The 25905-nt window shown below is 59.1% G+C and carries 19 protein-coding genes and 1 CRISPR repeat array; of the genes, 7 read left to right on the top strand and 12 right to left on the bottom strand.

What is annotated here, in order from left to right:
- The first annotated feature begins 539 nt into the window (after positions 1 to 539).
- Positions 540 to 941, top strand: a complete 402-nt coding sequence (locus HALDL1_00095; GenBank protein AHG05662.1) for a hypothetical protein — start codon at positions 540 to 542, stop codon at positions 939 to 941.
- Positions 942 to 1073: 132 nt separating this feature from the next.
- On the opposite strand, the gene HALDL1_00090 is transcribed toward HALDL1_00095, so the two are convergent.
- The 3 genes from HALDL1_00090 to HALDL1_00080 form a co-directional block, all read right to left on the bottom strand.
- Positions 1074 to 1385 (bottom strand): hypothetical protein, encoded by a 312-nt coding sequence (locus HALDL1_00090; GenBank protein AHG05456.1) that lies wholly within the window; start codon positions 1383 to 1385, stop codon positions 1074 to 1076.
- Between the two features lie 447 nt (positions 1386 to 1832).
- Entirely contained in the window at positions 1833 to 2318 is a 486-nt protein-coding gene (locus HALDL1_00085; GenBank protein AHG05455.1) for a hypothetical protein, read from the bottom strand.
- Positions 2311 to 3183, bottom strand: coding sequence for a plasmid partitioning protein ParA (locus tag HALDL1_00080; GenBank protein AHG05454.1), 873 nt, complete (start codon positions 3181 to 3183; stop codon positions 2311 to 2313). The genes HALDL1_00085 and HALDL1_00080 overlap by 8 nt, the downstream gene beginning before the upstream one ends.
- Positions 3184 to 3677: 494 nt before the next feature.
- Between HALDL1_00080 and HALDL1_00075 the strand changes: the two genes are divergently transcribed.
- Positions 3678 to 4352, top strand: a complete 675-nt coding sequence (locus HALDL1_00075; GenBank protein ID AHG05453.1) for a sigma-70 like region 4 HTH domain-containing protein — start codon at positions 3678 to 3680, stop codon at positions 4350 to 4352.
- On the top strand, positions 4349 to 5044 hold the full coding sequence (locus HALDL1_00070) for a hypothetical protein (GenBank protein ID AHG05452.1): 696 nt from the start codon (positions 4349 to 4351) through the stop codon (positions 5042 to 5044). The genes HALDL1_00075 and HALDL1_00070 overlap by 4 nt, the downstream gene beginning before the upstream one ends.
- A gap of 185 nt (positions 5045 to 5229) precedes the next feature.
- Positions 5230 to 8855: direct repeats of the CRISPR family, unit length 30 nt; unit sequence ACTTCAACCCCACGAGGGTACGTCTGAAAC.
- Between the two features lie 101 nt (positions 8856 to 8956).
- Here the strand turns inward: HALDL1_00070 and HALDL1_00065 are convergent.
- Genes HALDL1_00065 through HALDL1_00030 form a run of 8 tightly spaced genes read right to left on the bottom strand, consistent with a single transcriptional unit; the run spans position 8957 to position 18321 of the window.
- Complete coding sequence (locus HALDL1_00065) at positions 8957 to 9217, bottom strand: CRISPR-associated protein Cas2 (protein ID AHG05451.1); 261 nt, start codon at positions 9215 to 9217, stop codon at positions 8957 to 8959.
- Positions 9218 to 10210 carry a CRISPR-associated protein Cas1 gene (locus HALDL1_00060; protein AHG05450.1) on the bottom strand — a complete coding sequence of 331 codons (993 nt, stop codon included), beginning with the start codon at positions 10208 to 10210 and terminating at the stop codon, positions 9218 to 9220.
- Between the two features lie 2 nt (positions 10211 to 10212).
- Positions 10213 to 10758 (bottom strand): CRISPR-associated protein Cas4, encoded by a 546-nt coding sequence (locus HALDL1_00055; protein AHG05449.1) that lies wholly within the window; start codon positions 10756 to 10758, stop codon positions 10213 to 10215.
- The gene (locus tag HALDL1_00050) at positions 10755 to 13442 is read right to left on the bottom strand and encodes a helicase (protein ID AHG05448.1); all 2688 of its coding nucleotides are present in this window, start codon (positions 13440 to 13442) and stop codon (positions 10755 to 10757) included. Before HALDL1_00050 ends, HALDL1_00055 begins: the two co-directional genes overlap by 4 nt.
- Before the next feature lie 19 nt (positions 13443 to 13461).
- Positions 13462 to 14253: a CRISPR-associated protein Cas5 gene (locus HALDL1_00045; protein AHG05447.1), complete on the bottom strand. Its 792-nt coding sequence runs from the start codon at positions 14251 to 14253 to the stop codon at positions 13462 to 13464.
- Complete coding sequence (locus HALDL1_00040) at positions 14253 to 15371, bottom strand: CRISPR-associated protein Csh2 (protein AHG05446.1); 1119 nt, start codon at positions 15369 to 15371, stop codon at positions 14253 to 14255. Before HALDL1_00040 ends, HALDL1_00045 begins: the two co-directional genes overlap by 1 nt.
- The gene (locus HALDL1_00035) at positions 15368 to 17518 is read right to left on the bottom strand and encodes a CRISPR-associated protein Csh1 (protein AHG05445.1); all 2151 of its coding nucleotides are present in this window, start codon (positions 17516 to 17518) and stop codon (positions 15368 to 15370) included. The genes HALDL1_00040 and HALDL1_00035 overlap by 4 nt, the downstream gene beginning before the upstream one ends.
- Positions 17515 to 18321 carry a CRISPR-associated protein Cas6 gene (locus HALDL1_00030; GenBank protein ID AHG05444.1) on the bottom strand — a complete coding sequence of 269 codons (807 nt, stop codon included), beginning with the start codon at positions 18319 to 18321 and terminating at the stop codon, positions 17515 to 17517. Before HALDL1_00030 ends, HALDL1_00035 begins: the two co-directional genes overlap by 4 nt.
- 1093 nt (positions 18322 to 19414) lie before the next feature.
- Here HALDL1_00030 and HALDL1_00025 point away from each other — a divergent pair.
- The 4 genes from HALDL1_00025 (at position 19415) to HALDL1_00010 (ending at position 24275) form a co-directional block, all read left to right on the top strand.
- On the top strand, positions 19415 to 20443 hold the full coding sequence (locus HALDL1_00025) for an orc / cell division control protein 6 (GenBank protein AHG05443.1): 1029 nt from the start codon (positions 19415 to 19417) through the stop codon (positions 20441 to 20443).
- Positions 20444 to 20848: 405 nt separating this feature from the next.
- The gene (locus HALDL1_00020) at positions 20849 to 21793 is read left to right on the top strand and encodes a hypothetical protein (GenBank protein AHG05442.1); all 945 of its coding nucleotides are present in this window, start codon (positions 20849 to 20851) and stop codon (positions 21791 to 21793) included.
- 2 nt (positions 21794 to 21795) lie between these two features.
- On the top strand, positions 21796 to 22101 hold the full coding sequence (locus tag HALDL1_00015; GenBank protein ID AHG05441.1) for a hypothetical protein: 306 nt from the start codon (positions 21796 to 21798) through the stop codon (positions 22099 to 22101).
- Positions 22102 to 22103: 2 nt separating this feature from the next.
- Complete coding sequence (locus HALDL1_00010; GenBank protein ID AHG05440.1) at positions 22104 to 24275, top strand: DNA polymerase I; 2172 nt, start codon at positions 22104 to 22106, stop codon at positions 24273 to 24275.
- Between the two features lie 136 nt (positions 24276 to 24411).
- On the opposite strand, the gene HALDL1_00005 is transcribed toward HALDL1_00010, so the two are convergent.
- The gene (locus HALDL1_00005; GenBank protein ID AHG05439.1) at positions 24412 to 25644 is read right to left on the bottom strand and encodes a cell division control protein Cdc6; all 1233 of its coding nucleotides are present in this window, start codon (positions 25642 to 25644) and stop codon (positions 24412 to 24414) included.
- Positions 25645 to 25905 lie beyond the last annotated feature (261 nt).

The raw sequence follows: 25905 nt of genomic DNA, 5'->3' as shown, positions 1-25905 counted from the left end.
TTGCGCCCTGTATCTCGCACGGTTATCGAAACATCCCTCTGAGCTGGTAGAATTCTGAATGGTCAATACGCAGGTCTCATCGACCAGCCGTTTCAGGCAAGTATATGTCTGAGAAAAAGTATTTCAACAGAGCCGAGCGTTTGTATTTATTTCAACGAAGGCCGATGCGCCTGTAACGTGTGTATATGTACCAAATACTTGCGGGTACCGTCAGCAACTGGGCCGTTGGGACGCCCATCGAAACCAGATGTAAGAGCGCAACGCCACCGTAAACAATCCGATTAGGAGACCAGTTACAGTCTCTCCGTCAAACTGCCCTGATGTCAAGCCACAGGCTCACCGAGAACAACGGAACCAACAGTACCACCGCGATTTTGAATCAGTCAACTCGCAGTCTTCAGCGACCGGCTGTTTCAGGTGAGAATCTATCTGAAGAATGGGATTTCAACAGAGCCTTATAATCATGAAGGTGGAAGGAGATCCGAGTCAATGACGTCTGAGCAGTCGACTGGAATCCCCTCCCACGCAGCATCGACGGCGTGATAGCCTGTCCACCCTTCGCTTTTGAGAAGTTCAACACACGTTTCACAAAACGCTGTTCGCGAGATGAGATCGTTATCGTAGAGAATGTAGAAGAGAAAAGTCGGTGGCACTACACGCGCCTCGAGGTCGCGGTTCTGAATCTCTCGACGGATCGAACGGCGGCCGTGAGCGTCCATCAACACCACGTAATCGACCGCCTTTGGATGCTGCACGAGATGCTGTTCCAGCGATTGTTCACCGGCATCAGCCCCATGCGGTCGAGGGACACTCACGACACGTGTCAACGGTGTCTCTGTATCCTCAAGCGCATCAAGAACACGCGTACTACCGTGGTGAAGGCGATACGAGCGACTTCCTTCTGGAGCGTGAGAGCGGTTCTGCTCGTAATGGCGCTTTAGCTCCTGCTGGCAGACGTTCGTGGTCGTGAGTCCGATGTTCTCAGTAATACAATCCCATAGTGAGCTGTTCCCGACAGCGATCAGGGCGTCAGTATCGACGAGAATCGGATATTGCGATTCCTCAGTCGCCATTCAAACAAGATATTGGCTGGTATCGTCCTCGGCTGCCGCGGCAAACTCTTCGATATCTTCCTGGAGGAGGTCGAACTCCTCGCCAAGCAGCAGGCGAGTAGCCTCCTCGGAGATCTCACCTGCCTTGTAGCGTTCATAGAGGGTGATTTTGTCCTCGTCAGTCATGCTCCGACGGAGCATATCTGCAAGCCCCGCTCGGGCGAGTTCGCTGATATTGATCCCGCCGAGATGGATCGCATCGAGCTCGCCAGCCGCCTCTTTCAGCGCGCCCGCGCGGAATTTGATGGTATCGTCGTACGAGCCCTGACTCATATCTCTATGTACGGGCTGCTGCCAGTATAAATGTTCCCCCAGTCGGGAACACGTGGGTACAAACGATTTGCTTGCGAGAGGATGTTTCTGGCCGCCTTGGTTGTTAGATAACTTATATTCTGAACAAAAATAATTATTTGTAGCCGATCCGGTATTGGATAGGCTACGGCTTATTTCTCGTAATGGAACCGATATCGAATCGGATACAAGAGCGGGTTTCTCTGTAACTGGCTGGAATTTGTCATATCTCCTCTTGTTTTGTTAGATATCCGTTGTGAGAAAAAGAAGTCGTGAACGTTTCGTGTCGTTCGTAACTTAACGGCAACCGACGGTTGACTCAGCTTCGTGAGTAATCGCAAGACTGCAACCCAATCGCATTCACATAATCTACATAATGTGCAATATGTGCAAAACCTAAATAGTAGAGAAAATCGGGCAAATGCAGGGTTAGTCGTTCGAGACCTGCTCGCTAAGCATCTCCACAACTTCCTGGACACGTTCCTCATCAGCTTCGATGCCACGCTCTCGGAGTATCTGTAGGGCAACCTCGTCACCGTGGTCCGCAATTACCCGGAGACACGCATCTTGGAACTCTCTTCCCTCGTACTCGGGAACATCAAACATTGAGCAAGCGGCAGCCACTGATGATCGCATCCGGGTGACGCCATCCCACGTGTCCTCCCGGACATAGAAGCCGTGCATATCGGTCTCATCAAAGGAGAACGCCGGTCCACCGGTGGATTCGTCCACATCCTCCTCATCCTGCTCAGGAATGGACTCAGTCTCCGACTCTGTGTCCTCAGTAGTTATCTCTTCATCCGGTTGCGGTTCATCATGGGTGTCAGTACGTTCGTCGTCATCCGATTCGGCACCTTCCTCCGTTTGTTTGAGCTGTTCAGCGACGTCCCCGAAACGGTCGTCCTCATTAGGCATGGCTGTGTTCCTCCACGAGGTCCGCTAAGTGGTCGAAATTCGGGATCTGGTCGCAATCTTCGTCGAACTCCGAGACGGGCATCCCTTGCTTGAAGGCGCGGGAAATTGCGGTCCGTTCGCGAATCCCCGGCTTCGGGATATTATCGATGGTGCGTCCCAAATCATCGAGGGCATCAAAGATCTCCGGGTCCACACGAGCGTACTCAGGGACGAACGAACCGAACTCTCGGTTGAGATTTTCAACGAGAGTTCGGTGCTCGTTGTGTTGACCCATTGTTTCACGAATCATATTCGGGGTAACTGCGAGGATATCTAACCCGATATTCTGTCGGATTGGGGAGATCTGGCGTTCAATCATTTTGTTGAGACCGTTGATCGAGCCAGCACGCGGAATCAGCGGGATAATGACGCGCTGGACGGCGATAAGGGCATTATCAGAGAGTTTCCCACGGCCGCCTGCGGCATCAATTATCACGTAGTCGTATCCGTTTTGAATGAGCGGGTCGACGACGTTCCGTCGAAGCTTCACGTCTGCGAACCGTTCGTCCTTCAGCCTCGTCTCGACGTTCTCGAGCTCGTTACTCGACGGGAGTAGGTGAACGCCGAAGTCCGTCTCGATAAGCAGGTCTTCGGGGTCCTCACCATCGATAAGGGCGTCACCGAGGTTCGCATCTCGGTCGTACGCATCGTCGTATCCCAACTGGGTCGTCATGTGCCCATCCTTATCCAGATCCAATAGTACCGTCTCATGGCCACGAGCAGCGAGTCGATCAGCGATGTTGAGCGCGATCGTGGATTTCCCTACCCCTCCCTTGAGCAACGAGACAGCTGCTCCGGGGAGTCCTTCAAACTCGTCAGCACTCATAGCTCAGCACCCCCGTAAGAAGCGGATTTTGAACATTTTGTAGATAATGTACATTGGATAGATGTTGAAGGTTGCGCGAGTTTTGTCGATAATGTAAGTTTCGCTCTGGTCATACGCGGTTAATGAAGCTCGTCCACCTTAATTCTGTGTCAGACAGATTGCGTACGCTATCTACACAACTTACATTTTGTACATTCCGTGGATTGTTGGCGCAATTGAGATTGTCCTAATCACCGTCGACTTTACGCAATCTACATAATTTAGATTATCAGCATTACATACATATTCGTCACAATCTTTGCCACCCACACGAACCAATTGAAGATACCCAATTTGCATTATCAACATTATCCACATTATGCAAATTGTCTATGAGATCTGCATTTTCCAGTCATTCAATTGAATAGTCCTGAGTGATAGAACTCAGCCAGAGCCGTTCTACCCTGTCCTCTAGTAAGACTTTTAACTGTTACCGGGTTATTGGTAACTACCAGATGTACGAGGTTCTCGACGACACGGCGGCACAGACTATCCTCGCCATCGAGAGTGGTGACTCCATCCGCCGGGTCGCCCAACACCTCCACACGCCCTACGAGACAGTGAGACAGGCCGTCAATCGGCTGGAAGAAGCAGGCTACGTCACCTATGACGACGGCCTCACTGTCGTCGACGAGCGCGTACGCGACGCAGCCCGCGAGCTCGTCGCTGCCAGCGCCGGCGTCAGTCCACCCTCCATCGAGGAAACGTACGCCATCCCACAGTTCAGTGACTGGCCGTTCGCGTTCACGCGGATCGACGCCGTCTACGTGTGGACTCAGGGCGGCTACCAGGTCGGTCGCGAGCCCGACGACTATCCATTGTTCCTCGCTGTTCGTGAGCAGGACGTCGACGCCTGGGAGACATTTTTCGAGTCGTTCGACCTCCCCACCGCATTCGAACGACAGCCCCAAGACGAGTTGGACGGACCGCTGCAGATCGTCCTCGAGCCACGCGCGTCACTCGACATCGAGCACGTCGAAGGGTACCCGGTGATCCCGAGAGCAGAGACAATCGAGTATATGCGCGAGAACTACGCCCAATTCCAGTCGGGGCTGGCGATGCTCGACCGGATGTACGAGGACCTCGACCTCGGCGTCACGTATCGAGAGACCGAACGGGCACAGCCATGAGCTTCAACAATCGAAGTGACGCGCTCATCGAACTGCTCGAAGAGCTCACCCAACAGGGTCACGAGTACGTTCTTGTTGGCGGCTACGCTGTCTCAGCGTTCAATGCTCGCTTCTCCACGGATCTCGATATCGTCGTCGCGCCAGACTCCAAGGCTGACTTCGTCGAGTTCCTCGAACAGCGGGGCTTCGAAGAAACGGACAGCCACGCCAAGGAGTGGTTCTACGATACCGAGGTAATCGAGTACGAGAAGCGGCTCACGCCGCAGCAGCCGATCGGCTTCGATCTCCTGGTAAACGGACTCGGGTGTCGCCAGACGGAGGCACAGTGGTCGTTCGACTACCTGTACGACCACAGCCACCAACAGGAGGTGAGCGGAGGTACAGTGAGGACCACAGCCAGAGTCATCGATGGGGCAGTCCTCGTGGCGGCAAAGCTCCACAGCGGCCGTGAAACAGACCTCCGGGATGTCCTAGCAGTGGCAGAAGAAATCGACCTTGACGCTGTCACGCCTCACCTGCGGAGAGGGGACGACGATGCGCTCCGGGAGCAGCTTGAGCGTGGTCTGGAAATCTTGGAGAGCGACGAACTCAAGCATGGATTTCGGAGTGACTTCGGGGCCTCAGTTGTCGCAGAAGAAACAGTCAGCGCTCTTCAGGGGTATCTGTCTGCGGAGATTGACCACTTGGACTGAGGAGGTCAGGGCTCCCTTGATCGGAAATAAAGATGGGTTCTTCGATACCCAGGTGTGTGTTATGACTCGCACGGCTCAACCTTGGTCGTGTTCTCGTGTAGGTCTATTTTATTTATACCAGTACGGGTTTACACGGCTTTGCGAGAAGCACTACCTTTCTGCTCAATTGCACCATGGATGACTTTGCTTCAACCCCACGAGGGTACGTCTGAAACGATGACGACTCTGGTGGTGTTTCATACCTATGACAACTTCAACCCCACGAGGGTACGTCTGAAACTCCCCCTCGGAGGGCGGCCCAGGCGGCCCCGTCACGACTTCAACCCCACGAGGGTACGTCTGAAACCGGGGTTCACCTCTTTGACCCGCTCGATTTCGGAGTTACTTCAACCCCACGAGGGTACGTCTGAAACTTCTTTGACGTGTCGGGTTGCTTTACCCCATGTCTCACTTCAACCCCACGAGGGTACGTCTGAAACTTCCGTCGACTCCGCTCGGCGCGAGCTACCCGCAGACTTCAACCCCACGAGGGTACGTCTGAAACCACGTCATCACCCCCAGCGGCGACCGCGAGCACGTCACTTCAACCCCACGAGGGTACGTCTGAAACGCACATGCGGTCGGTGTTCGCCTCCCTGTTCATCACTTCAACCCCACGAGGGTACGTCTGAAACTCTACGAGTGGCTCGAGAAAGCCGACGACCAGGAGACTTCAACCCCACGAGGGTACGTCTGAAACGGAAACGTAGTTTCCGCCGTCCGCGCCGTTGATGTCACTTCAACCCCACGAGGGTACGTCTGAAACCCCCTCCGGCGACGCCAGGGAGTGGCGGCCACGAGACTTCAACCCCACGAGGGTACGTCTGAAACCGGTCGAGGCCGCCGTCGCCGTGTCCCCGAGGAGACTTCAACCCCACGAGGGTACGTCTGAAACAACTCGAAGCCGGGGATCTCGCTGCGGATCCGGCTACTTCAACCCCACGAGGGTACGTCTGAAACGCCGACGGCCGCACCTCCAGCGAGCTCCAGGAGGCACTTCAACCCCACGAGGGTACGTCTGAAACTAGGTCGTCGGGTTGAGGCCGGCAATCCCGGCGGCACTTCAACCCCACGAGGGTACGTCTGAAACGAGCAAAACAACGCTACCATGGGCGCGACGCTAACCACTTCAACCCCACGAGGGTACGTCTGAAACACGACGACGCGCCGATGCTCGACGTCGAGCTTGAAACTTCAACCCCACGAGGGTACGTCTGAAACTCCCGTTAGTCGCAGCGACATCACACCCCTTACAACTTCAACCCCACGAGGGTACGTCTGAAACTTCATCGTCGAGCACCTGGAGCACTCCCAGATCTCACTTCAACCCCACGAGGGTACGTCTGAAACGAGCCAGCCGAGCTGGAGCCGGGTGAGCTCCTGGGGCACTTCAACCCCACGAGGGTACGTCTGAAACGAGTTGAGTATCGGCTTTAAGAGGTTCTTCCAGATACTTCAACCCCACGAGGGTACGTCTGAAACACGTCGATCCCGTGGTCGTCGAGGTATGAGGCGGTCCACTTCAACCCCACGAGGGTACGTCTGAAACTTGCGGGGCCGACACCGTCGGCGACGAGCCCTGCCAACTTCAACCCCACGAGGGTACGTCTGAAACTAGTCGGCACCGTTGAGGCCGGCTCGACCCGCCGCACTTCAACCCCACGAGGGTACGTCTGAAACTGGCCGATGTTGGTGATCTCCTCGCTGATGCGGTGACTTCAACCCCACGAGGGTACGTCTGAAACAGTAGACCGCCACCGCGACCGCGACGGCGCCGAGAAACTTCAACCCCACGAGGGTACGTCTGAAACCCGTCGACCGCGGTCTCTGCGAGGCGGTAGACGTCACTTCAACCCCACGAGGGTACGTCTGAAACTCGTCCTCGATGGACAGCCACCAGGGCGGTGAGAACTTCAACCCCACGAGGGTACGTCTGAAACTACTTCACCACGACCACCGCGACGGTGATCAAGATACTTCAACCCCACGAGGGTACGTCTGAAACCTGCCGTTCAACACGGGCACCCCCGGTGGGGACGCACTTCAACCCCACGAGGGTACGTCTGAAACGAAAGTCGTGGCACCTGCAAGCGTGGATAGAGCGACTTCAACCCCACGAGGGTACGTCTGAAACAAGGACCGCATCCATGACATGCTGCTCGGGTCCGGCACTTCAACCCCACGAGGGTACGTCTGAAACTCGCCGGTCCGCTCGTCGACGACGTCGTCGGCGCACTTCAACCCCACGAGGGTACGTCTGAAACCTCTCCAACGCGAGTGACATCGCGACCGAGTACCAACTTCAACCCCACGAGGGTACGTCTGAAACCGGACACGACAGCGCCAAACCGACGTCGCTCTGGGGACTTCAACCCCACGAGGGTACGTCTGAAACGCGGGATCTTCCCCGAGGTCCTCGCGAAGCTTGGGACTTCAACCCCACGAGGGTACGTCTGAAACACGGTCACAGTGGCCGTCCTCGAAGTCGACCTTGAAACTTCAACCCCACGAGGGTACGTCTGAAACTCACGATAGCCCGGCCTCCCGGCGAGCAGTGCGGGAACTTCAACCCCACGAGGGTACGTCTGAAACTGCCGCATTTTGCTGATTCCGAACATCTCAGGGGGTACTTCAACCCCACGAGGGTACGTCTGAAACCGCCTGATGCCCCGGATGGACACCAGCGGCGAGCAACTTCAACCCCACGAGGGTACGTCTGAAACCCAGCAGCTCCACGCAGACGGCGAGGTCTACCAGCCACTTCAACCCCACGAGGGTACGTCTGAAACGCGTCGACGCGAGACTCTCACCTCCAGAACTTCGCACTTCAACCCCACGAGGGTACGTCTGAAACTGGAGTCTCGCGTCGACGCGTCGACCTCCTCGGGACTTCAACCCCACGAGGGTACGTCTGAAACAACCCGGACTACCCGCTGTACATCGCGGGCTACTAACTTCAACCCCACGAGGGTACGTCTGAAACGCCCACGCTCCGCGACGGCCGGTTGTGGTGCTCGAGACTTCAACCCCACGAGGGTACGTCTGAAACTAGCCTTCCCGAAGTCATGGAGAGCCGCCGCCGCTTACTTCAACCCCACGAGGGTACGTCTGAAACGCAGCGAGACACGGGTTTGCACGTGCGGACAATGCGACTTCAACCCCACGAGGGTACGTCTGAAACGTCTTCCAGATCGGCGGAGTCCACGGGTGGACGACTCACTTCAACCCCACGAGGGTACGTCTGAAACTGCTCGTCATCGCTGCGGAGTCCGCGAACTTCTGACTTCAACCCCACGAGGGTACGTCTGAAACGAGAGGTCGATGACGGCGTCGGTGTCGTCGCGGAGACTTCAACCCCACGAGGGTACGTCTGAAACCAGGAGTTCGGCGCCGACGTCGGCGTTGTTCAGGTCACTTCAACCCCACGAGGGTACGTCTGAAACGCCCCTTCTCCCGATGACCATGTCGGGAATCCCGAAACTTCAACCCCACGAGGGTACGTCTGAAACGGACGAGATCCGGATGCCGCGCATCGCCGAGGTCGAACTTCAACCCCACGAGGGTACGTCTGAAACTGGGAGGAACCGCGCGAACAGGCCATTATCCGGGGACTTCAACCCCACGAGGGTACGTCTGAAACGCGGGTCCGCTGACCCATCGACCCCGGCGACCACTCACTTCAACCCCACGAGGGTACGTCTGAAACGGTCGGATGAGTCGCTGAACCGCTTTCGATCACTCAACTTCAACCCCACGAGGGTACGTCTGAAACCATGGTGATTTTGTCCACCATATCACCTCTACCAGTGGAATACACTTCATCATTTCCGTCGACCCGCAATCCCCCCCAAACCCCCTGGGGGTCGACATCAGTTAGAGGAACCGACTATCTTCGGTCGGGTCGTCTCCGTACACGGTACGGTTCAATAACTGGTCCGAAGAGAGTTCGTAGACCATGACTGATTCTCCCTCCTGAAGGAGATCTTCAATCTCCCCCTTCAGTGTCGCTAGATCTCCCTCCGAGATTTCCCCTTCCAGTACTGAGTTCTGGACGTGAACAAGATATCGGCGACAGAGCTTCAGCATCAGGTGGGTCCTGTCAGCCTCCATGTCGTAGACGACGATGACGTACATCTACCACCATCGCTTGAACGAATCATAGGATTCACCGGCTAGCAAGTGCTTTTTGAGCTTGTATACCTCCAAGCGAAGCAAATACTGATAGCTCACCTTCCGGTTCAGCGTCGGGTGCTCAACTGTTCGTTCGAGTGTCTCCTCAAACTCCTTCAGAAACGTCGTTCGCCCTTCCTCGTTAAGTAGACAGGAGCCAACCTCGTCTCGAAAATCGTCTCGGCTGATCTGCTTACGGTTGACCAGTCTGAACAGCAGCCGATCCGTTAGCACTGGTTTGAACAGGTCGGCAATATCCAGCGAAAGGGAGTAGCGCCGTTCTCCCGGCTCGTGGAGATAGCTGATGGTCGGGTCAAGTGCGGTAGCACGGATTGCGGAGACACAGTTTGCGTACACCATACTATTCCCGAACGAAATGAGCGCGTTCACCGGATTCGGTGGTGGATTGTACTCTCGGCCGTCGAACGCGAACGAGTCGGGAAGAACCGCCTCGAACGTCTGGTAGTACGCTCTCCGGGCCGTCGCTTCCACACCCATGAGCTCGGAGATATCCCCAGCGTCGTCGATACGCGCAGTCGCGTTGTCCAACTCCTCGATTACGCCCCCGAGCTCGTACTCCCGACTGTCGTAGTACGTGACGTTCGTCCGCATGTTGTGGATACTCCCACGGACGAACGAGGCAGCGAGAGACTGACGTTGCTCAGGATCGTCGTACGCCCGGACCTGCTCGACGACAGTTCGACCGCTCGTCTGCCCGCGTTCGGGCATCAGTGACCCTGCATAGCGATCGTTCCATCCGAAGACATGGACAGCAACGCCGTGGTCATTGAGAAACGACATTAGCCGCGTGTTGTAGTCGATCTGTCCGTGCAGGTAGATCGCCTCAGCGTGTTCGACGGGGATATGTTTTTTTTCGCCATCATCGGTCTCCAGCCGAACTGTATCCTCGCTCCGTTCGATGCGGCCGTCCGAAAAGATGTGGTAGTTCTTGTCCATGATTAGACCCAACAGAAGTCGTGGTAGGCACACGACTCGCAGTACGGTTTCTCAGTGGCTTCCGGCGGGCTGTCCGCGGTCACGATCGCGTGAATCCCTCGGATTGCCGACTCGACTTTGTCGCATCGGTCGTCGTCGAGGGAAACGTCCTCACGTCGACGCTCAGTCGGGTGTGCCAACACGCCCTCACGTTCGACGCCTAATACCCGGTCGAGGTACCAGAGGTAGTACGAGAGCTGCATTCGCGCTGGCTCTGTCAACGTCGATGAGGGTTTCACCTCTACCACCCGACCGTCTTCAAGTAGGTCGAGAGCGATCATCCCGAGTCGAAGGTTCTCCTGTGAACGTTCGCCGTAGGAGGACTCATCGACGCGAGTCCCTCGGGCAACGCTTGCGTTCTCCCGGTCGATTTCGACGTTCCGGCTCTCGAACCAGAGCTCGCGTTCACAGACGTAGTAGTACTGCATCATCACGCCAGTGACGCGAAACGGGTTGTCGACGGCGTCGCCCTGTGCTGTGGCCACCAGCCGAGAGACGGGATCGCTCACAGTAGACGTGCCTCCACGCTCGTGTCAGGGATGACGACGCCGTCGGTGGCGTCGAAGTAGCCGTCATGCCGTCCCGGGCGCCCGTCGAGCACCAGTCGGTCGGTGTCGGGGAACAGCGGCTCGCATGCAGCGAGCTTCTCCATCGTGTCGTCGTCGCCGGGGTAGACGGGAACAGAGACCTGCCAGTCCGCGGTCGACTCGACGAGGTCGTCCAGGTCGTCCCACCGGTACTCGCCGAACGCTCGCCGGATCTCTTCGACGGTCTCGCGCTCATCGGCCGTTCTCGTCACGATCACGTCGACGGCGAGCCGCTCGTCGATGAGCGAGAGTCGCCCGAGCTCTTCGGCTTCTGCCCGCTCGAGGTATTCCACGTACTCGTCGGCACCGACGTCACGCCCATCGAGCAGGTCGAAGTAGTGTTCGACGGCGTTTCGAGTAACGTCTGGCTCGGGCATCGGGTCACCGTCGTAGACCGTTGCCAGCGCTTGGCCAGTCAATTTGGTGAGACTCTCTCCTCGACCGTAGACCGCGCTTGCGGGCGTTGTCTCGCGGTTCGGCGGCGGCGCGAGCTGCCAGACCGTCACGCGCCCACGGTTGCGGCCGTATGACCGGTTACACCGACCCGCAGCCTGCACGAGGCTGTCCATCGGCGCGAAATCACGGATGACCTCGTCGAAGCTCACGTCGACGCCGGCCTCGACCAGCTGGGTGGAGACGAACAACACTGGTTCACCCGCTTCGGCGAGGTCGGACGCCACGTCGATGAGGTGGCGTCGGTCACACGGCCGGTGGCGTGTCGTGAGGTGGACCAACAGAGGTTGCCCCGAGCGTCGTCGACGGGCCGCGTCGGCACTCGTTCGCTTGGGCGGTATCGATTCGGTCGATTCATCCGCGTCGTTGAGCAGTTCGTCGTACACCTCATTGACGTCCACTGGTATTGTTCGGTCGGCAATTGACTCGGCGAGCTCACGCGCGCTGTCGATCGTGTTGCAGATCGCCAACACCGAATCGCCGTCGTCGGCCCGGGTCGCGACGAGGTCGCCGGCTCGGTCGTAGGAGAGTGCTGCTGACTCCGCGTCGTCGTCGATCGTATCGCTCTCTTCACTGTCCTGCCCGGGAAGCATCGCGATCGCGGACGGGTGAAGCACGAAGTCGAGCCGGTCCAGCTCGTCGTAGTACGGATCAGGATCCGCGACAAGGGAGAACGGCTCTCGGTCGCCCGCAGACAGGAGTTCGGGCTGAGTGGCCGTCATGGCGATCACCGACGCACCGTACTCCTCGGTCAACAGTTCGACCAGCCGGTCCACAAGCGGCCACCACTCGAGCGGCAGCGCCTGCGGTTCGTCAAGAACTACCACGCTCCCGTACAGCGAGGGGAGCTTCATCGAGCGGGCGTTTGTCGGCCCGGCCAGACTCTCGAACACCTGGACGAATGTCGTCACGACCATCCCCGACCGCCAGCTCTCGCCGAGGAGGGCGGCGACGTTCTCGACGGCGTCGTCGGCGACTGATTCGGGCTCGTCCGGCGGCGAGACGAGGGTATCCGCAAGGTGGTGGTCGACGGTGAGCCGTTCGCCTCTCTCACGGGTCCCGAACAGTTCGCGGCTCTGTTCAGCCACCTGATCGATAATGGACGTGTACGGCAGTGCATAGACAAGACGCCCCTCGTTAGGGTTCGACGCCATCTCACTCCCCTCGAGCACTGTTAGGGCGGCGTCCAGTCCAGTGAGTGTCTTCCCCATGCCCGTCGGGAGCGTCAGCGTCGCGACGTTCCGATCGTCATCGACGAACTCTTTGGCGCGAGCGTGAACCTCCTGTCGAGCGTCCTCGCGCCGCTCGTTCATCTGTTCCGTGCGCGGGTCCAGCTCTGTCTCAGCGTTCTCAGTCTGGAGTTCGTCGATGTACGCGTCGATTTCTAGCCGCCCAGGGGTCGGCGATCGGTAGGCCTTCCGGCCGATTTCGATTCCGGTCGACAGGTACGTCGCGCTCGCCTTGTCGGCGAAAACGAGCGCACTCCAGACCTGTAGCACTGACTCGTAGAAGCTGGGAGGAAGTTTCTCCGGTGCGGGGCGAAGTCGCCGGCCGCTACAGACGGCTTCCGCGACCCACGGGAGCTCGATGGCTGCATCGGAATCGGCGAGCCGTTCGTGGAACGTTTCCCAGTCTCCAGCACCGCCCGTCGCTCGGTCCACGAGTGCCTCAGCGAGTTCAGGAACCGTCTCGTCGATGTGTGCTGCCTGTTCGAGCGCGTCGGACCGGTAGAGTGTCTGTATCCGTCCGGACTGCTCGACGCTCGCTCGGTGCACGTAGTCGGCGGTATCGGGGAGGCGTCCGTGGTGTCTCGCGACGGCCAGAAAGCCGACGAGCTGATCGGCGCCGTCGAACCCGCGTGCCTCCAACGCGTAGTGGGCGAGTAGCGCCGATATGGGGGCGTGGTGTTTCGGTCCAGTTGGCTGTGCGTCGTCCGAAAGGAGATGCTCGCGGAACCACGCGGTCAATTTTCCGAAATCGTGGACTCGTGTCACCACCTCCGCCAGCTCGGAGAGTGAGTTCCCCTCCGGCGTCTCGGCGTCGTCGGGGACGAGCCATCCGACCCGCTCGCGGACATCGTCGAGATGTTCTTCGAGTGGGATCTGTTCCCCGTCTGGTCCGATGTGTGACGGTCGGTCGGTGAAATCGACCATGACTACGCCCCCTCGCGGCTCACGAGAACATCACCCGTCGACCGTCGACCTCGTGAGTCTTGACATCATGTACTCGGAGTGGCTCCGCTCCAGTTGCGTACGCAATCGACTGGAACGCTGTCGTCGTCCGACCACCTTCGTCGGCCGCCATAAACGCCGGTGACCGTTCGACTTTGACCTCCGTTTCAGGGGTAAGTTCGACGCTATCGACGGCTTCGAGTACCGCCGAATCGACATTGGTAGTCTCGCGCTCGTGTGGCGTTACCTCGAACTCGCCGAGATACGTGACCTCTGCAAGATGCTCCGAGAGGCCGAGACTCGGCGGGTAGTAGGACGTCCCATCGCAGAGTCGGTCCTGCAGTCGGCCTCGGAGATCGTCGTTCGCGAGCTGAAGGTCGACACGGTAGGCCGGTTCGACCAGCACCTCGTAGTTGTGTTGCTGGCGGAGTTCCGACGGGTCCGGCATCGAGATCCGTGCATGCCCGCGGCTGGGCATCGTCGTCATGTGCTCTTTGGCCGTCGAGAGCGTGTTCATCGGCATATTGATCGCTCGGAGCTCGTCGATCGGCTCCACCGCGACAGCCGACACGTTCTGGCTGAACGCCTCGTAGTAACTGTCTCGGTCCAGTCCGAGCATCGCGGCGACGAGGCCGGCGACGGTCGTCCGGGGAATGATACGGTACGTCTGTTTGACGATGTTCCCCTCAACCCGTCGAAAGTGACCCCACTCTCCGCGGAGTTCGAACGAGAGACACGTCTCTGGGAGCCCGTCGCCCTCGTCGGTCCAGCTCTCAAGTGACTCTTGGGCCATCACTTGGGCATCGTCGCGGCAGCCTCGTCGTAGACGTCGACGACCTCGACCGCGTCGCCGACAGCCTCGCGGAGCGCGTCATAGAAGCCATGCTCGCTGGGCTTGTCGCCCGCAGTGTAGACCTCATCGCCGACGGTCACGTCGAGCACGTCGCTGGCGACGACACGAACGCGGGCGATACGGTCGGCGTGGCGGCCCAACCGGGAGACGAGATCGGTCCCGTCGAGCATGAAATCCCGAACGTTCCGAAGTTCGTCGACAGGTGCCGAGTGCTCTTCGTCGATATCGAGATCGCGAGTGAGCCCACCGAGGTGGAAGCTCTCGTCCTCGTACTCGACACGGAGGTAGAGTCGTGGCTCTTGGCCGACCTTGCTCCGGCTGATTGTCTGGTTCTTGATCGCGCGCCACGGTAGGGTGTCCAGGCGCTCGACGTCCGCCTCGGAGAGCTTCGTGTCAGCGGCACCATTCTCGTCGACCAACCCATGAAACGCGATGAAGCCGTACTGAATGCGGTGGTCGTCGAGGTCGAACCCACCTTGTTCCTTCCCTTCGCCAGTCGCGATGACGCTAGTGAGGCTGTTGTACTCCTCGTTCTCGGTTACGGGGTGGAGCGTCTTCGCGGGCGAGAACTGGACAGGGCCGGTAAAGTGGTCTGGGAGGTAGTCCTCGAACCCCTCGTAATTCCCCTTCATGTCGACGCTCATCGTCGCGCCGAAATACCGTACGTCGGCGCTGGCGTCGAGGAAGGTGCCAAACACCTCTTCGCGGAGTTCGGCGGCCTCGTCGTCGTCCAGGTCGCCGAGGTCCCAGTCGTCCGGATCTAGTTCACGCATCCGGTCGGCAAGCAGGTCTTCACGTGAGGACTGCTTGCCCGCATCGTTTTTCACGTTCCGCACGTAGACGCCGTGGCCGTCGTCGTCTAGCTGGTCGCGGAGGTAGCGCTTCAGCCGGACGTCCGTCACGATCGCCTGCTGGGTCTCGGGATCGATCCGCGGTCGATTTGCCCCGCTCAGGGGATTCCCGTTCGGGTTGGCGTCGACGGCGTCGTAGCAGAAGACGATCTCGGAGCGGTTCGTTACGGGGTCGTAGCTGTCGTCGGCGTATGTGTCGTCAGTCATGCTTCTTCCTCCTCGGTTTCGGGCTGGTCGTCGGCCTGTTCATCGTCGCTGCTCGCCCAGTTGTTCATCCCATAGGCGACCCCCAGCGAGTAGTAGAACCGGAGGTCTGTCGTGTCGAGTTCCCAATCGCCGTCGATGTCGATCCGGGGAAGCGTCGTTACCAGTCGGTCGACGACTTCACGGTACATCGTCCCGGACATGTTGTTCTCCCGGGAGTAGATGACGTTCTTGTCGAGGACGTCGCTGGCAAGGCGCTTCAGCTTCGACTCTGTGACGGCCTTGATCGGGTACTGGTCGATTAGCGTCGTCGAGCGCCCCTCACTGACTTGCTGGTAGCCGGTTACTTGACCGACCAGTGCGCCGAGGAGGAAACTGCCACGCCGTTCAGGCTGATCCTCCGCGAGCGCCGGCGTCTGTTCAAGGAACTGTTCGAGTTTCGTCTCCCGAGCCGCGGCGACGTTCCCACCGTCAGCTCGGGCTGGTGTGTCCTGTTGCATATCGTCTGTATGGTTGTGTGTCAACTGCCGCGGCTCTGTAACCGGTTCGTACGCGTCGCGTCCGGTGAGAAGCCCCGCTTCGGCGAGCGCACAGAGCTGTGCGTACTGTGCGGAGACACGGAAGCTCGGGAACTCCTCGCCCTCGTCCTCGAGCAGTCGTTCCACGTACTCTGTGAGCACCATCTCGACATCGAGCGGTTCGCCCGAGAGCACAGCCACGAGCGCACGGATCCGGTAGTCGTCGGCGCTGGCGTCGTCGTCATCGGCCGGCGCGAACGTCTGTTCGAAGTACCAACCGGTTGCGAGGATGCTCAGCAATGCCGACTCCTCCGGAACGAAGATGTCCCAGTTGTCCGGTGTCGGGAACACGGCTCGAAGCCCCGGACCGGGGTGGTCGGCGTCACCCTCCGCGTCGTACAGCCACGACTGGAGCACCCGCTGGTGAGCTCTAGTGAGCTCGACGGGCGAGAATAGCGTCCCGTCCATGCTGTCGCCGAACACGTCGAAGCGCTTCGTCTGGTGTTCCATCACCGCGGCGACGTAGAACCGGAAGCGTTCTCCCACTTCCTGCAGTCGCGGGGTGTCCTGATAGCTTCGGTAGGCGCTCTCTAGCGGGCTCATCTCTCCGGCGTGTACTAGGTCGTAGAGGAGTCCGTAGAGGTCCCTCGCGTCTGCCGGACCGAGCCGCCCGAAGAAGTACGGGAGGTAGTAGACGTTCGCTCCCATCGTGTAGTAGTCGCAGGCGTCGACGAACGTACTCGCGTTCATCAGCGTCACTGCAACGTCTTCCGAGACTGGGTGCGTCCGCCACGCCTCGTCTGGATCGAACCCGGGGAACTTCTCAAGCTGCTTGCCAAGGAAGTAGTTCAGCGGATCCTCAGCTGTCCCGACAGTCGGGCCTCGATTGCCGGTCACGAGATCGGTTGCCTCACCGATGGAGTCCGTAGCCTCTCCCTTCGAGACGAGCTTCGATCGCTTGCGCGCTCGCATTGCTTCGTTGAACACGGAACTCGCCTCACCCGGAAGGAGATACTCGCCGTCAGGCTCGAGTTTGACTGCGACGGTCGTGAGCGCCGTCGTCTTGCCGTCGAGCTGTTCCTCAACGGCGGTCTCGATGCGCTCTCTAAGTCCCTCACTCTCGCCGAGTTCGGCGAGCGCGTCGACGATCCATCCGTCTTCGTGATCGGCGACAGCCTCTTGGATCACGTCGTCGGCTGCCCACGCGGTGAGTCGTTCGTGGAGATACTCCGCGACCTTCTCTGGCTCTTTGTTCTTGCCCGTTCGGTGGGTGACACTGTGGTCGAATCCTTTTGCGGCGTTATACCACGAGTGGGCGACTGCCTCGACTTTCTCCTCGCCGTAGCTCTCGACACCGATCGGTTGGTCGGGGTCGAGGCGGGGCTTGTCTCCACTCAGATCGACGCGGAGATAGAGTAGGCTCTCGGGCTCGTCGAACAGGTCGGTCGATTTTTCCGGCGTCAGGTAGGCTGCGTACTCGCCACCTCCGGCGGTTGCAAGCGTGTATAGACGCCCGTAGACGTACTGGAGATCGCGGAGCGAGGTGATCGGTCGATCAGGCAGCTCGCTCGCCAGCTTCTCGTCGTCGCTGTAACGCTTCTCGAACGTCGACGGCTCGGGGAGCAGACTCATCCGTGGACCTCCGCCGCGGGTTCGCCGTACGGGTTGCGCTTCTCGACCAGGTTACAGAAGCCCAATCCCAGCGCGTTTCGTTCCCCAAGCCCGCAGTCCAGCGCGAGGTTGAGGTGGCGTCGATGGTCATCGTCTCGAACGGTGTAGTTGAACTGCCACTTCGAGAGCACGAAGGTTAGCTCCTGGTCTGCGGTTACCTGGAGCGGGACAGCGAACGTCTTCAGTAGCTCGTATCCCTCGAAGAGATCACCCTCTGTGTCGCTTGGGCCGGGAAGGTATTCCGGGCTGAACAGATCATGTTTCTGGTCGAGATTCGCTTCGACCTGCTCGCGCAGTGGCTCGATTGTGTGTTCTGGCTGCCAATACACCGCCTCTTCGCCGGGATTCTCAATTCCATAATCGTCACAACGCCATGGTGGAATGCGCACGAGGAGTCCAGTGCCAGTTTCGATCGTTCCGCTGCTCCCTGGTTCGCCGACATCCGGTGACAGTGAGGTGAGTTCGTCGATGTGGAACGGCATCTGGCCGATATTGAGCTCGCGATCGGTGGTCAGGTCTTCTGCAACATCGACCAGTAGTTGCTCTTGGGGGGCCGAAATTAGCAGAGTTCGCTCGTCCCCTTCCTGCATATCTCCCGGCGGGAAGGGGTTACTGTAATTGAATCCTGGTGGGTGGTTTTCGTCATGATACTGTTCGTACTCCGTGTCTTGTAACGCTCGCCAGATCCGACCTCGGAGCTTGTGGTGATACGCGTTGTCGTATGCGGCATCAGCCCGCGCGTGTAACCGTGCTAGTAGTCTCACAGTGTTGTGTCGATTTATCTACTTATCCTATGGTACTTATTCTTTTCGCTGATGAGAAGTACATGCGAGCACCCACCTCACTGAAGTTCATCGGCTCTGTTGAAATCCTCAACAACTGATACAAACGGCGTGCAAGATACAGAGGGTGAATGCAGCAATGAAACGTGTCGGAATTGGCATTTCCGAAAAGACTGTGACCTGACTTCTTTGGCAATCGGGAACACGAATGGATGTAAGTCCAATGAGCGAACGCCACTGCCCGGATTGTGATGTCCAAATGGAGAAGACGAACGTAACCGCAGAAGGAGTCGGTGACCTCTACGTTGAAACCGAAAGAGACGGTGGTGTGCTTGATCGGCTCGGTATCGGGCATCAAACACCGCTTCATGCGTTTCTTTGTCCGGAGTGTGGATTGACTCAGCTCTATGCTGAACTTTCCGGGTAGCACATCGAAATCGGTGACTGCGTTTTGCAAGATACGCGCTCTGTATGCAGCACGGTCTCAACAAACTATCAGCAACGAAGGATTTCAACAGAGCCAGTTCATCTGAAACTTGTGACGGAGTTGGCACCATACTCGTAACTTCAGCCGTGGTGGCGTTCATCTGATACAGATTGGGTGCCTCATCAAGCCACAACCATCGATTTGAACGTCTCTCTGAGTCGAATAGAGTTCACCCAGGTTTAAGAACTACAAACAGTTCATCCGAGATGGTCACCCAATTGAGGATATTGAGTCTTATTGGCTACGACGAGACCTAACGGCAACAAGGATTTACTTGAGTCGCTAACACGCACCTCGAAGAACTCTAAGAAGAAAGTCAGTCGAAACCGACATTGCCGGCCTGACCGCTACTAGCGAATATATCCGCCCTTTCGGCGGCGGTGACATCGTTGAGATCGACGGCCAGGACGCGGAGCTAGAGAGTGTCAAGTGAGTTTTCGGATGTTTCCGGAAATAGCCTGTTTCCACAGTTAGAATCGGGAGACAGCGATACTATAGAAGAGGCAATTCCACGGTGATGAGGAGCTTTCCGGAACTGACCCGATGAGGTTTTTACTATCTGACCAAGAATCATTCTGTCACTAACAGATGATTCGCGATGCTCGCGTCCTTCGCGCCGGGTTCGTCCCTCGAGAAGTTGAGCATCGCGACGCCGAAGTCAACCACCTCTCAAGCGTCCTCGAACCAATCACGAACGGCGAACCCGCCGACACCGCCATCGTCACCGGGCCCAGCGGCACCGGAAAGACCTGCATCTCGAAGTTCGTCACCGAACGGCTCAGGGAAGAAGTCCTTGACGTCGAGGCCACCTACGTCAACTGCTGGCGCAACTACACCCGATTCCGGACGCTCTATCAGATCCTCGACGACCTCGGCGCCACCATCGACATCCACCGCCAGTCGACGCCGCACGACGAACTCGTCGACCGACTCCAACAGCACGACGGCCCGCGAACAGTCGTTATCCTTGACGAGGTCGATCAGTTGGAGGACCCCAGCGTCATCTACGACCTCCACAGCCTCCCGCAGTTCGCAATTATTTGCATCGCGAACAAGGAAGAGGAGCTGTTCAGCCGCGTCGACGACCGGCTTGTGAGTCGGCTGCGCTCCAGCGAACACGTCCGAATGGACAAGTACCACGACGAGCAGCTGTACGATATCTTGAGTGCTCGGGCGAAGTGGGGGCTCGACGAGGACGTCATCACCGACGACCAGCTCTACCGGATCGCTGACGCAGCCGCCGGCGACGCCCGTCTCGCAATTGGTATCCTCCGAACAGCCGCGGGCAGGGCTGATCGCGAAAATCACGAGCACATCACCGACGACATGCTACTGGACGCCGCCGAGGATGCGCGGGCCCAAATCAAACAGCGAAGTCTCGACTCGCTCACACCCCACCAGCGCGTCGTCTACGAGGTTGTGCGCGAACACGGGCCGGTTGGGCCCAGCGAGATTCACGAGCGCTATACTGAGGAGGCAGATGACCCGCGGACCAAACGGACTGTGCGAACGTACCTCTCGAAGATGGCACAGTACAACCTTCTGGAAGCGGAGGGAACGAGTCGGGACCGGGAGTATTCCCTTGTTGATTCGACAGCAGCATCGCCGATGGAGTGACAGTAGCGTTGTTAGCTATCCCCAACAGCACTCGCTAAACCCGATTGTTCGTTCGCCAGTAGCTCGAGAACCAGCGAATCGCTGTTCTCGCGGGGTGGTCTTCCACGTTGGCCTCTCGTAGCTCCCCATCGGTCGACCTCAGCGCCCTGCCGATACATAATAACTAGCCGGTCACGAATATCCCATCGGAGTTTGTGTTCTTAACCAACATTTGACGATTGAGATTGCGGTTTGTTGGTTAATTTAGAAAGATCGGCCAAGTCTGATACTGGAAACGTTCTCGGAAGCCCCGACCGGCAACAGAAAATCGCCGACTGAAGACGATTAAGCAACTGTCTCGGATCTTCTGTGAAACGCGGAAGCGCCACGCCGCGGCTTATCGGGTTTGTGGACAATTACTCGAGTATGGCAGAACACACACCGTCGAACCGACTGGCGGCGGACCAGCCAACACGAGGAGCAGACCGCAATCAGGCCCTTGCTGACCAAACCGATCCGACCACGGAAGAAATGCTGTTGCCGCAGCTCGACGACGGCATCACGCTGCTCGACGTTGAGGGAGGCCGCGGCGTCCCGATCCTCCAGTCGCTCGTGCTCGATCATCTCCTCCTCAACGACGGACCCGCTTTCTGGGTCGACGCAAACGGGCACGCAACGACGGCAACACTCGCGCAGATCTCCCCTAGCCAGCGGTTGCTCGACCGGATTCATGTCGCACGTGGGTTCACCGCCTACCAGCACTACGGTGCCGTCTGTGATCTCCCAACGGCAGTGAACAAGTCGATCCGGGCGTCCACCGCCGATTCCGGGGCAGCCGATCGAGGGCAACCAAGTCGCGACGACGACACGTCGCCTCACACCCCCGCGCTCATCGTCGCGCCGGCCGTTGACGCCCAATACCGTGCCGACGATACACTCGGAGAGGCTCACGCGGAAACCCTCCACGCGAGAACGCTCGCCCGGTTGGCGACCTACGCCGATGGGTACGACATCCCGGTACTCGTTACGCGAAACGAACGAAACGAATTCACCGAATCGGTCGCGACGGTCGCCGACCACCACCTGGAGTGCGAGCAGACCCGAATGGGCCCACGGGTCGTCGGCGAGGACTTCGAGACGCTCGTCTATCCCGTCGACGACGGCGCGTACTACCAGACGACGTTCGCGTACTGGCAGCAGCTGCTCTCGGCACGCGCCATGCAGGTCGGCGTGGAACCGACGACGCCGGCGCCGTCGACGCCCACTCCGGAGGGCGTCGGAACGGGCGTCACAGCTGACGGTGAGACGGTGGCGGCCACCGCAGATCCCCTGCTCGATGCGTGGACGGCGAGAGGTACAGGAGGCCGATAGCGATGGGGCGCACGAACCCAACCTACCGAGATGCACTGCGGGCCATCGAAGAGCGCTGGGCGGAGTTCCGGCGGGCACTGCGGCGTCGCGACCAACCGCGCTTCGACCGGGTGTTCGAGTACGCCCGCGAACACGCCGACGCGAGCGGGCTGTTGAATCACCAGAACCCACTGCTACCGGCGCTACTCAGCATCGATCTCGAACAGGAGGGCCGCCTCGATGACCACGAGGAACGCCTCGAGGAACTCGAAGCCGCGGTCGCAGCACGCGATGACCAGGAGAGCGCCCCACCGGACGCGAACCCGTGACGATGCCATTCAGTATCGACTTTCTGGACGACGGCCGCATCCTAGAGTGGGAGGCAACCGCCGACGGCACCGTCGCGACCGAACGCGATGATTATACCCCATGCTTCTACGTCGGCGCTCGCGACCCAGAGACCGACCTCGACCTCACGACCCTCCAGTCGGTGTACGACCAGCACCCGGACGTCGTCGCGACCGAGATGGTTACGCAACGGCCGGGCTTTCGACGGGACGAGGAGGCCGTTCTCGCGGTCGACGTCGCCCACATCGACCGCGTCACCCCACTCGCCCGGCAAGCGCGCCAGCTGTCGGCCTATCCAGTCGGGGATCTCGCCTGTTTCAACGTCGACTTCTCGCGAGAGTTCCGGTACTGTCTGGAGACCGGCGCCGATCCGACGCCGGCGAGCGAGCTGTCGACACTGCGGCTCAGCGTCCCAGTGACCGAAACGAGCAACGATGTCTATGGGGAGCTGTCCGTTGCCGGCGACACCGTCACCGGCTCGTCGACGGATATCCTGACCGCCGTCCAAGGGGCGCTCGAAACACACGATCCGGACGTCTTGGTCTGCTCGACGAGCGAGATCGTCCCGACGCTGTACGAGATGGCGACGGACGCCGACGTCGACGACTTCTCGCTAAGTCGGTGGCCGGACGTCGATTATCAGCAGCTTGCGAGCCGGTCGACGTACTCGAGTTACGGCCGCGTCGGTCACTCGCCGGCGCGGTACAACGTGCCCGGCCGGGCGATCATCGACGAGTCGAACACGTTCTTCTACGGGGAGACAAACCTCGACGGCGTCCTCGACCTCGTGTCGCGCTCGAAAAAGCCCGTCCAGGAACTCGCGTGGGCGTCGATCGGGAACGTGCTCACCGCCATCCAAATCTGCGAGGCCAACGACCGCGGCGTCCTCGTGCCGTGGAACTCCTGGCGCCACGAGTTCTACAAGCCGGTGGGGACGCTCCACGACGCCGACCGCGGCGGCTTCATTTTCGCACCCGAGGTCGGCCTCCACGAGAACGTCCACGAACTCGACTTCTCCTCGTTGTATCCGAATATCATCTGCACTCGAAACGTCTCACCGGACGTCATCCGGTGTGACTGCCACAGCGACCGCGACGACGTCCCCGGCCTCGGGTACTCGATCTGTGACGACCGGGGCTACCTCGTCGACGTCCTCCAGCCGATCATCGACGCCCGCGACGAGATCAAGGCGGCCATCCGTCACGAGAAGGAACGGGACGACCCCGACGAGGACCGACTGGCGGAACTCGAGGGACGGTCGGGAGCGCTGAAGTGGATCCTCGTTGCCTGTTTCGGCTATCAAGGGTTCAGCAACGCGAAATTTGGCCGCATCGAGTGCCACGAGGCAATCAACGCGTTCGCTCGCGAGATTCTGCTGATGGCGAAACAGCGGCTGGAAGCCGGCGGCTGGCGGGTCGTTCACGGCATCGTCGACTCCATCTGGGTGATCCCGGATCCCGACGTCGACGACGAGGACCGCGAGGACCTCCAGACGCTCGCGACGGAGATCACAGAACGCGTCGAGATTCGGCTCGAACACGAAGCCCACTACGACTGGGTGGCGTTCGTCCCGCAGCGCGAGAGCGACACCGGCGCGCTGACCAAGTACTTCGGGAAGGTCGCCGGCGACGACGACTTCAAGATACGTGGTATCGAAGCCCGGCAGCGCTCAACCCCACCGTTCATCGAGGACGTCCAGCGGGACTGTCTCGACCGGCTCGATGTTACGCGGTCACCGGACGCGGTGCTCGGACGGCTCGAACGAGCAATCGACGAACTGCAGGCGGGCAACGTAGCAGTGGAGCGGCTTGTCGAGCGGAACCGTGTCTCCAAGCCGCTGGAAGGCTACTCACAGAATACCCAGAACGTGGCCGCCTTGAAGCGAGCCCGCGAGCAGGATCTGGCAGTCCACCCGGGACAAGATATCGAGTATGTGGTCGTCGACGACGAGAAATCCTCGCGAGACCGGGTCGCCCTCGCCCACGAAGCGATCGGGACCTACGCCGCCTCGTACTACGAAACGCAGCTGGTCAGAGCGGTCGAAAGCGTGCTCTCACCGCTCGGGTGGGACCGATCCGACATTCGCCGAGAGCTCTCCGGCGAGAGGGACGCCGTTTTGAGCTCGTTCGGAGCCACCGACGAACAGTCGTGGTAGACCCCACCCCTGATTTCCGTCGTTTCGATCCAACCCCACGTTTCCGACGTAATTTTCGACCCCCCTCGTTTCCGTCGTTTCCTCACGCCCCACCCCGGATTTCCGTCGTCCGTACCCACTCAGTAGTAGGGGGTCATTACTCGCGAGTCCAGTCCTGCATCCGGCTGTCCTCGAGGATCGTTTCGCGGACGACCTGGGGATCTTCGATGAGTCGGTTCTGGAGGTGGATGCCGCCCGCACTCCCCTTGTTGATCTTCTCGATTTCGACAACCCCGAGGAAGGCCTGCTCTTTCAGGATGTCGCGGAAGCGACGGACGGAGAGGATATCCATATCGAGATGGTTGCAGATGCGTTCGTACTGGTCGTACACCCGGCTCGTGAGGAACGCATCGTCGTTGCTGTTGACACTCAGTTCCGTGAGCGCCAGCAACGCCGCCTTCGCCTGCGTGGGTGCGCCGTTCACGAGTTCTCTGAACCGGTCCTTTTCGGCGTGTTGCTGCGCCTGGCGGACGTGTTCCTCCGTCACTTGCTCTGCTCCGGCCTCGTAGGCGACCTCCCCGGCGTGGCGAAGAATGTCGATCGCCTTTCGAGCATCGCCGTGTTCCTGCGCGGCGAAGGCCGCCGAGAGCGGAATTACGTCCTCGGAAAGGACGCCGTCCTGGAAGGCGTCCTCGCGGTTGAACATGATCTCCCGGAGCTGGTTGGCGTCGTACGGCTTGAAGAACAGCTCCTTGTGCTGGAAGCTGCTTTTCACGCGCTCGTTCACGTTGTCGACGTACTGGATCTTGTTGCTAATCGCGATGACACCGACGCTACAGTCGATTTTCCCCGCCTCCTCAGCGCGCGAGAGCTTCATCAGCACGCTGTCGTCGTTCATCAAGTCGATCTCGTCGAGGATGATGATCACAGAATCGAATTGAGCGTCGAGCGTCTTCCAGAGAAGTTTGTAGTATTTCGACGTACTGAGGCCGGTATGGGGGACGGTGATTCCAGTCGATGATTCATCGTTTAGCTTCGCGGCAAGTGAAGAGATTGCTTGGGTCTCGGTATTGTCTTCTGCACAGTCGATATACGCTGTTCCAATTTCGACGCCATCCTGAGCAGCATTTTGGGCTCGTTGACAGACGTGTTTTGAAACGAGAGATTTACCGGTCCCTGTTTTCCCGTAGATCATCACGTTCTCTGGGGAGTACCCGTGGACAGCCCCATTGAGGCGTTTTGCGAGTTTCGAGATTTCCTCGTCGCGACCGACGATCCGGTCGGCCTCTGGAACGTGGCCGATTTTCAGGAGATCCTTGTTCGCGAAGATACGATGCCCGGATTCAAAGAGTGGATCGTCGACAGAACTGGGTGAAGAGTCGGGCGTCATTGAATATCACACGGTGTGAGCGGGGAGAGTATAAATCTAGTGGAGGACACCACCCCACATTTCCGACGTTCCTTGTCCGATATCGGCGGGAGAATGCCGTAATTCGGTGGAATTGGATTACTGATAATATAGCCGCGTTTCCGACGTGAGGGAGGAAACCCGAAGACGGAAGCGTGGTCGTGATCTCGAATCCTGAACCCACACACCCCACGTTTCCGTCGTAATCACCGAACAGGTGGGGAGGGGACTCGAAGAAGACGT

The sequence above is a fragment of the Halobacterium sp. DL1 genome, from assembly GCA_000230955.3.
In the GTDB taxonomy this organism is placed as follows: Archaea; Halobacteriota; Halobacteria; order Halobacteriales; family Halobacteriaceae; genus Halobacterium.
The sequence above is the reverse complement of the archived record's forward strand: the minus strand, read 5'-3'. Positions and strand labels throughout refer to the sequence as shown.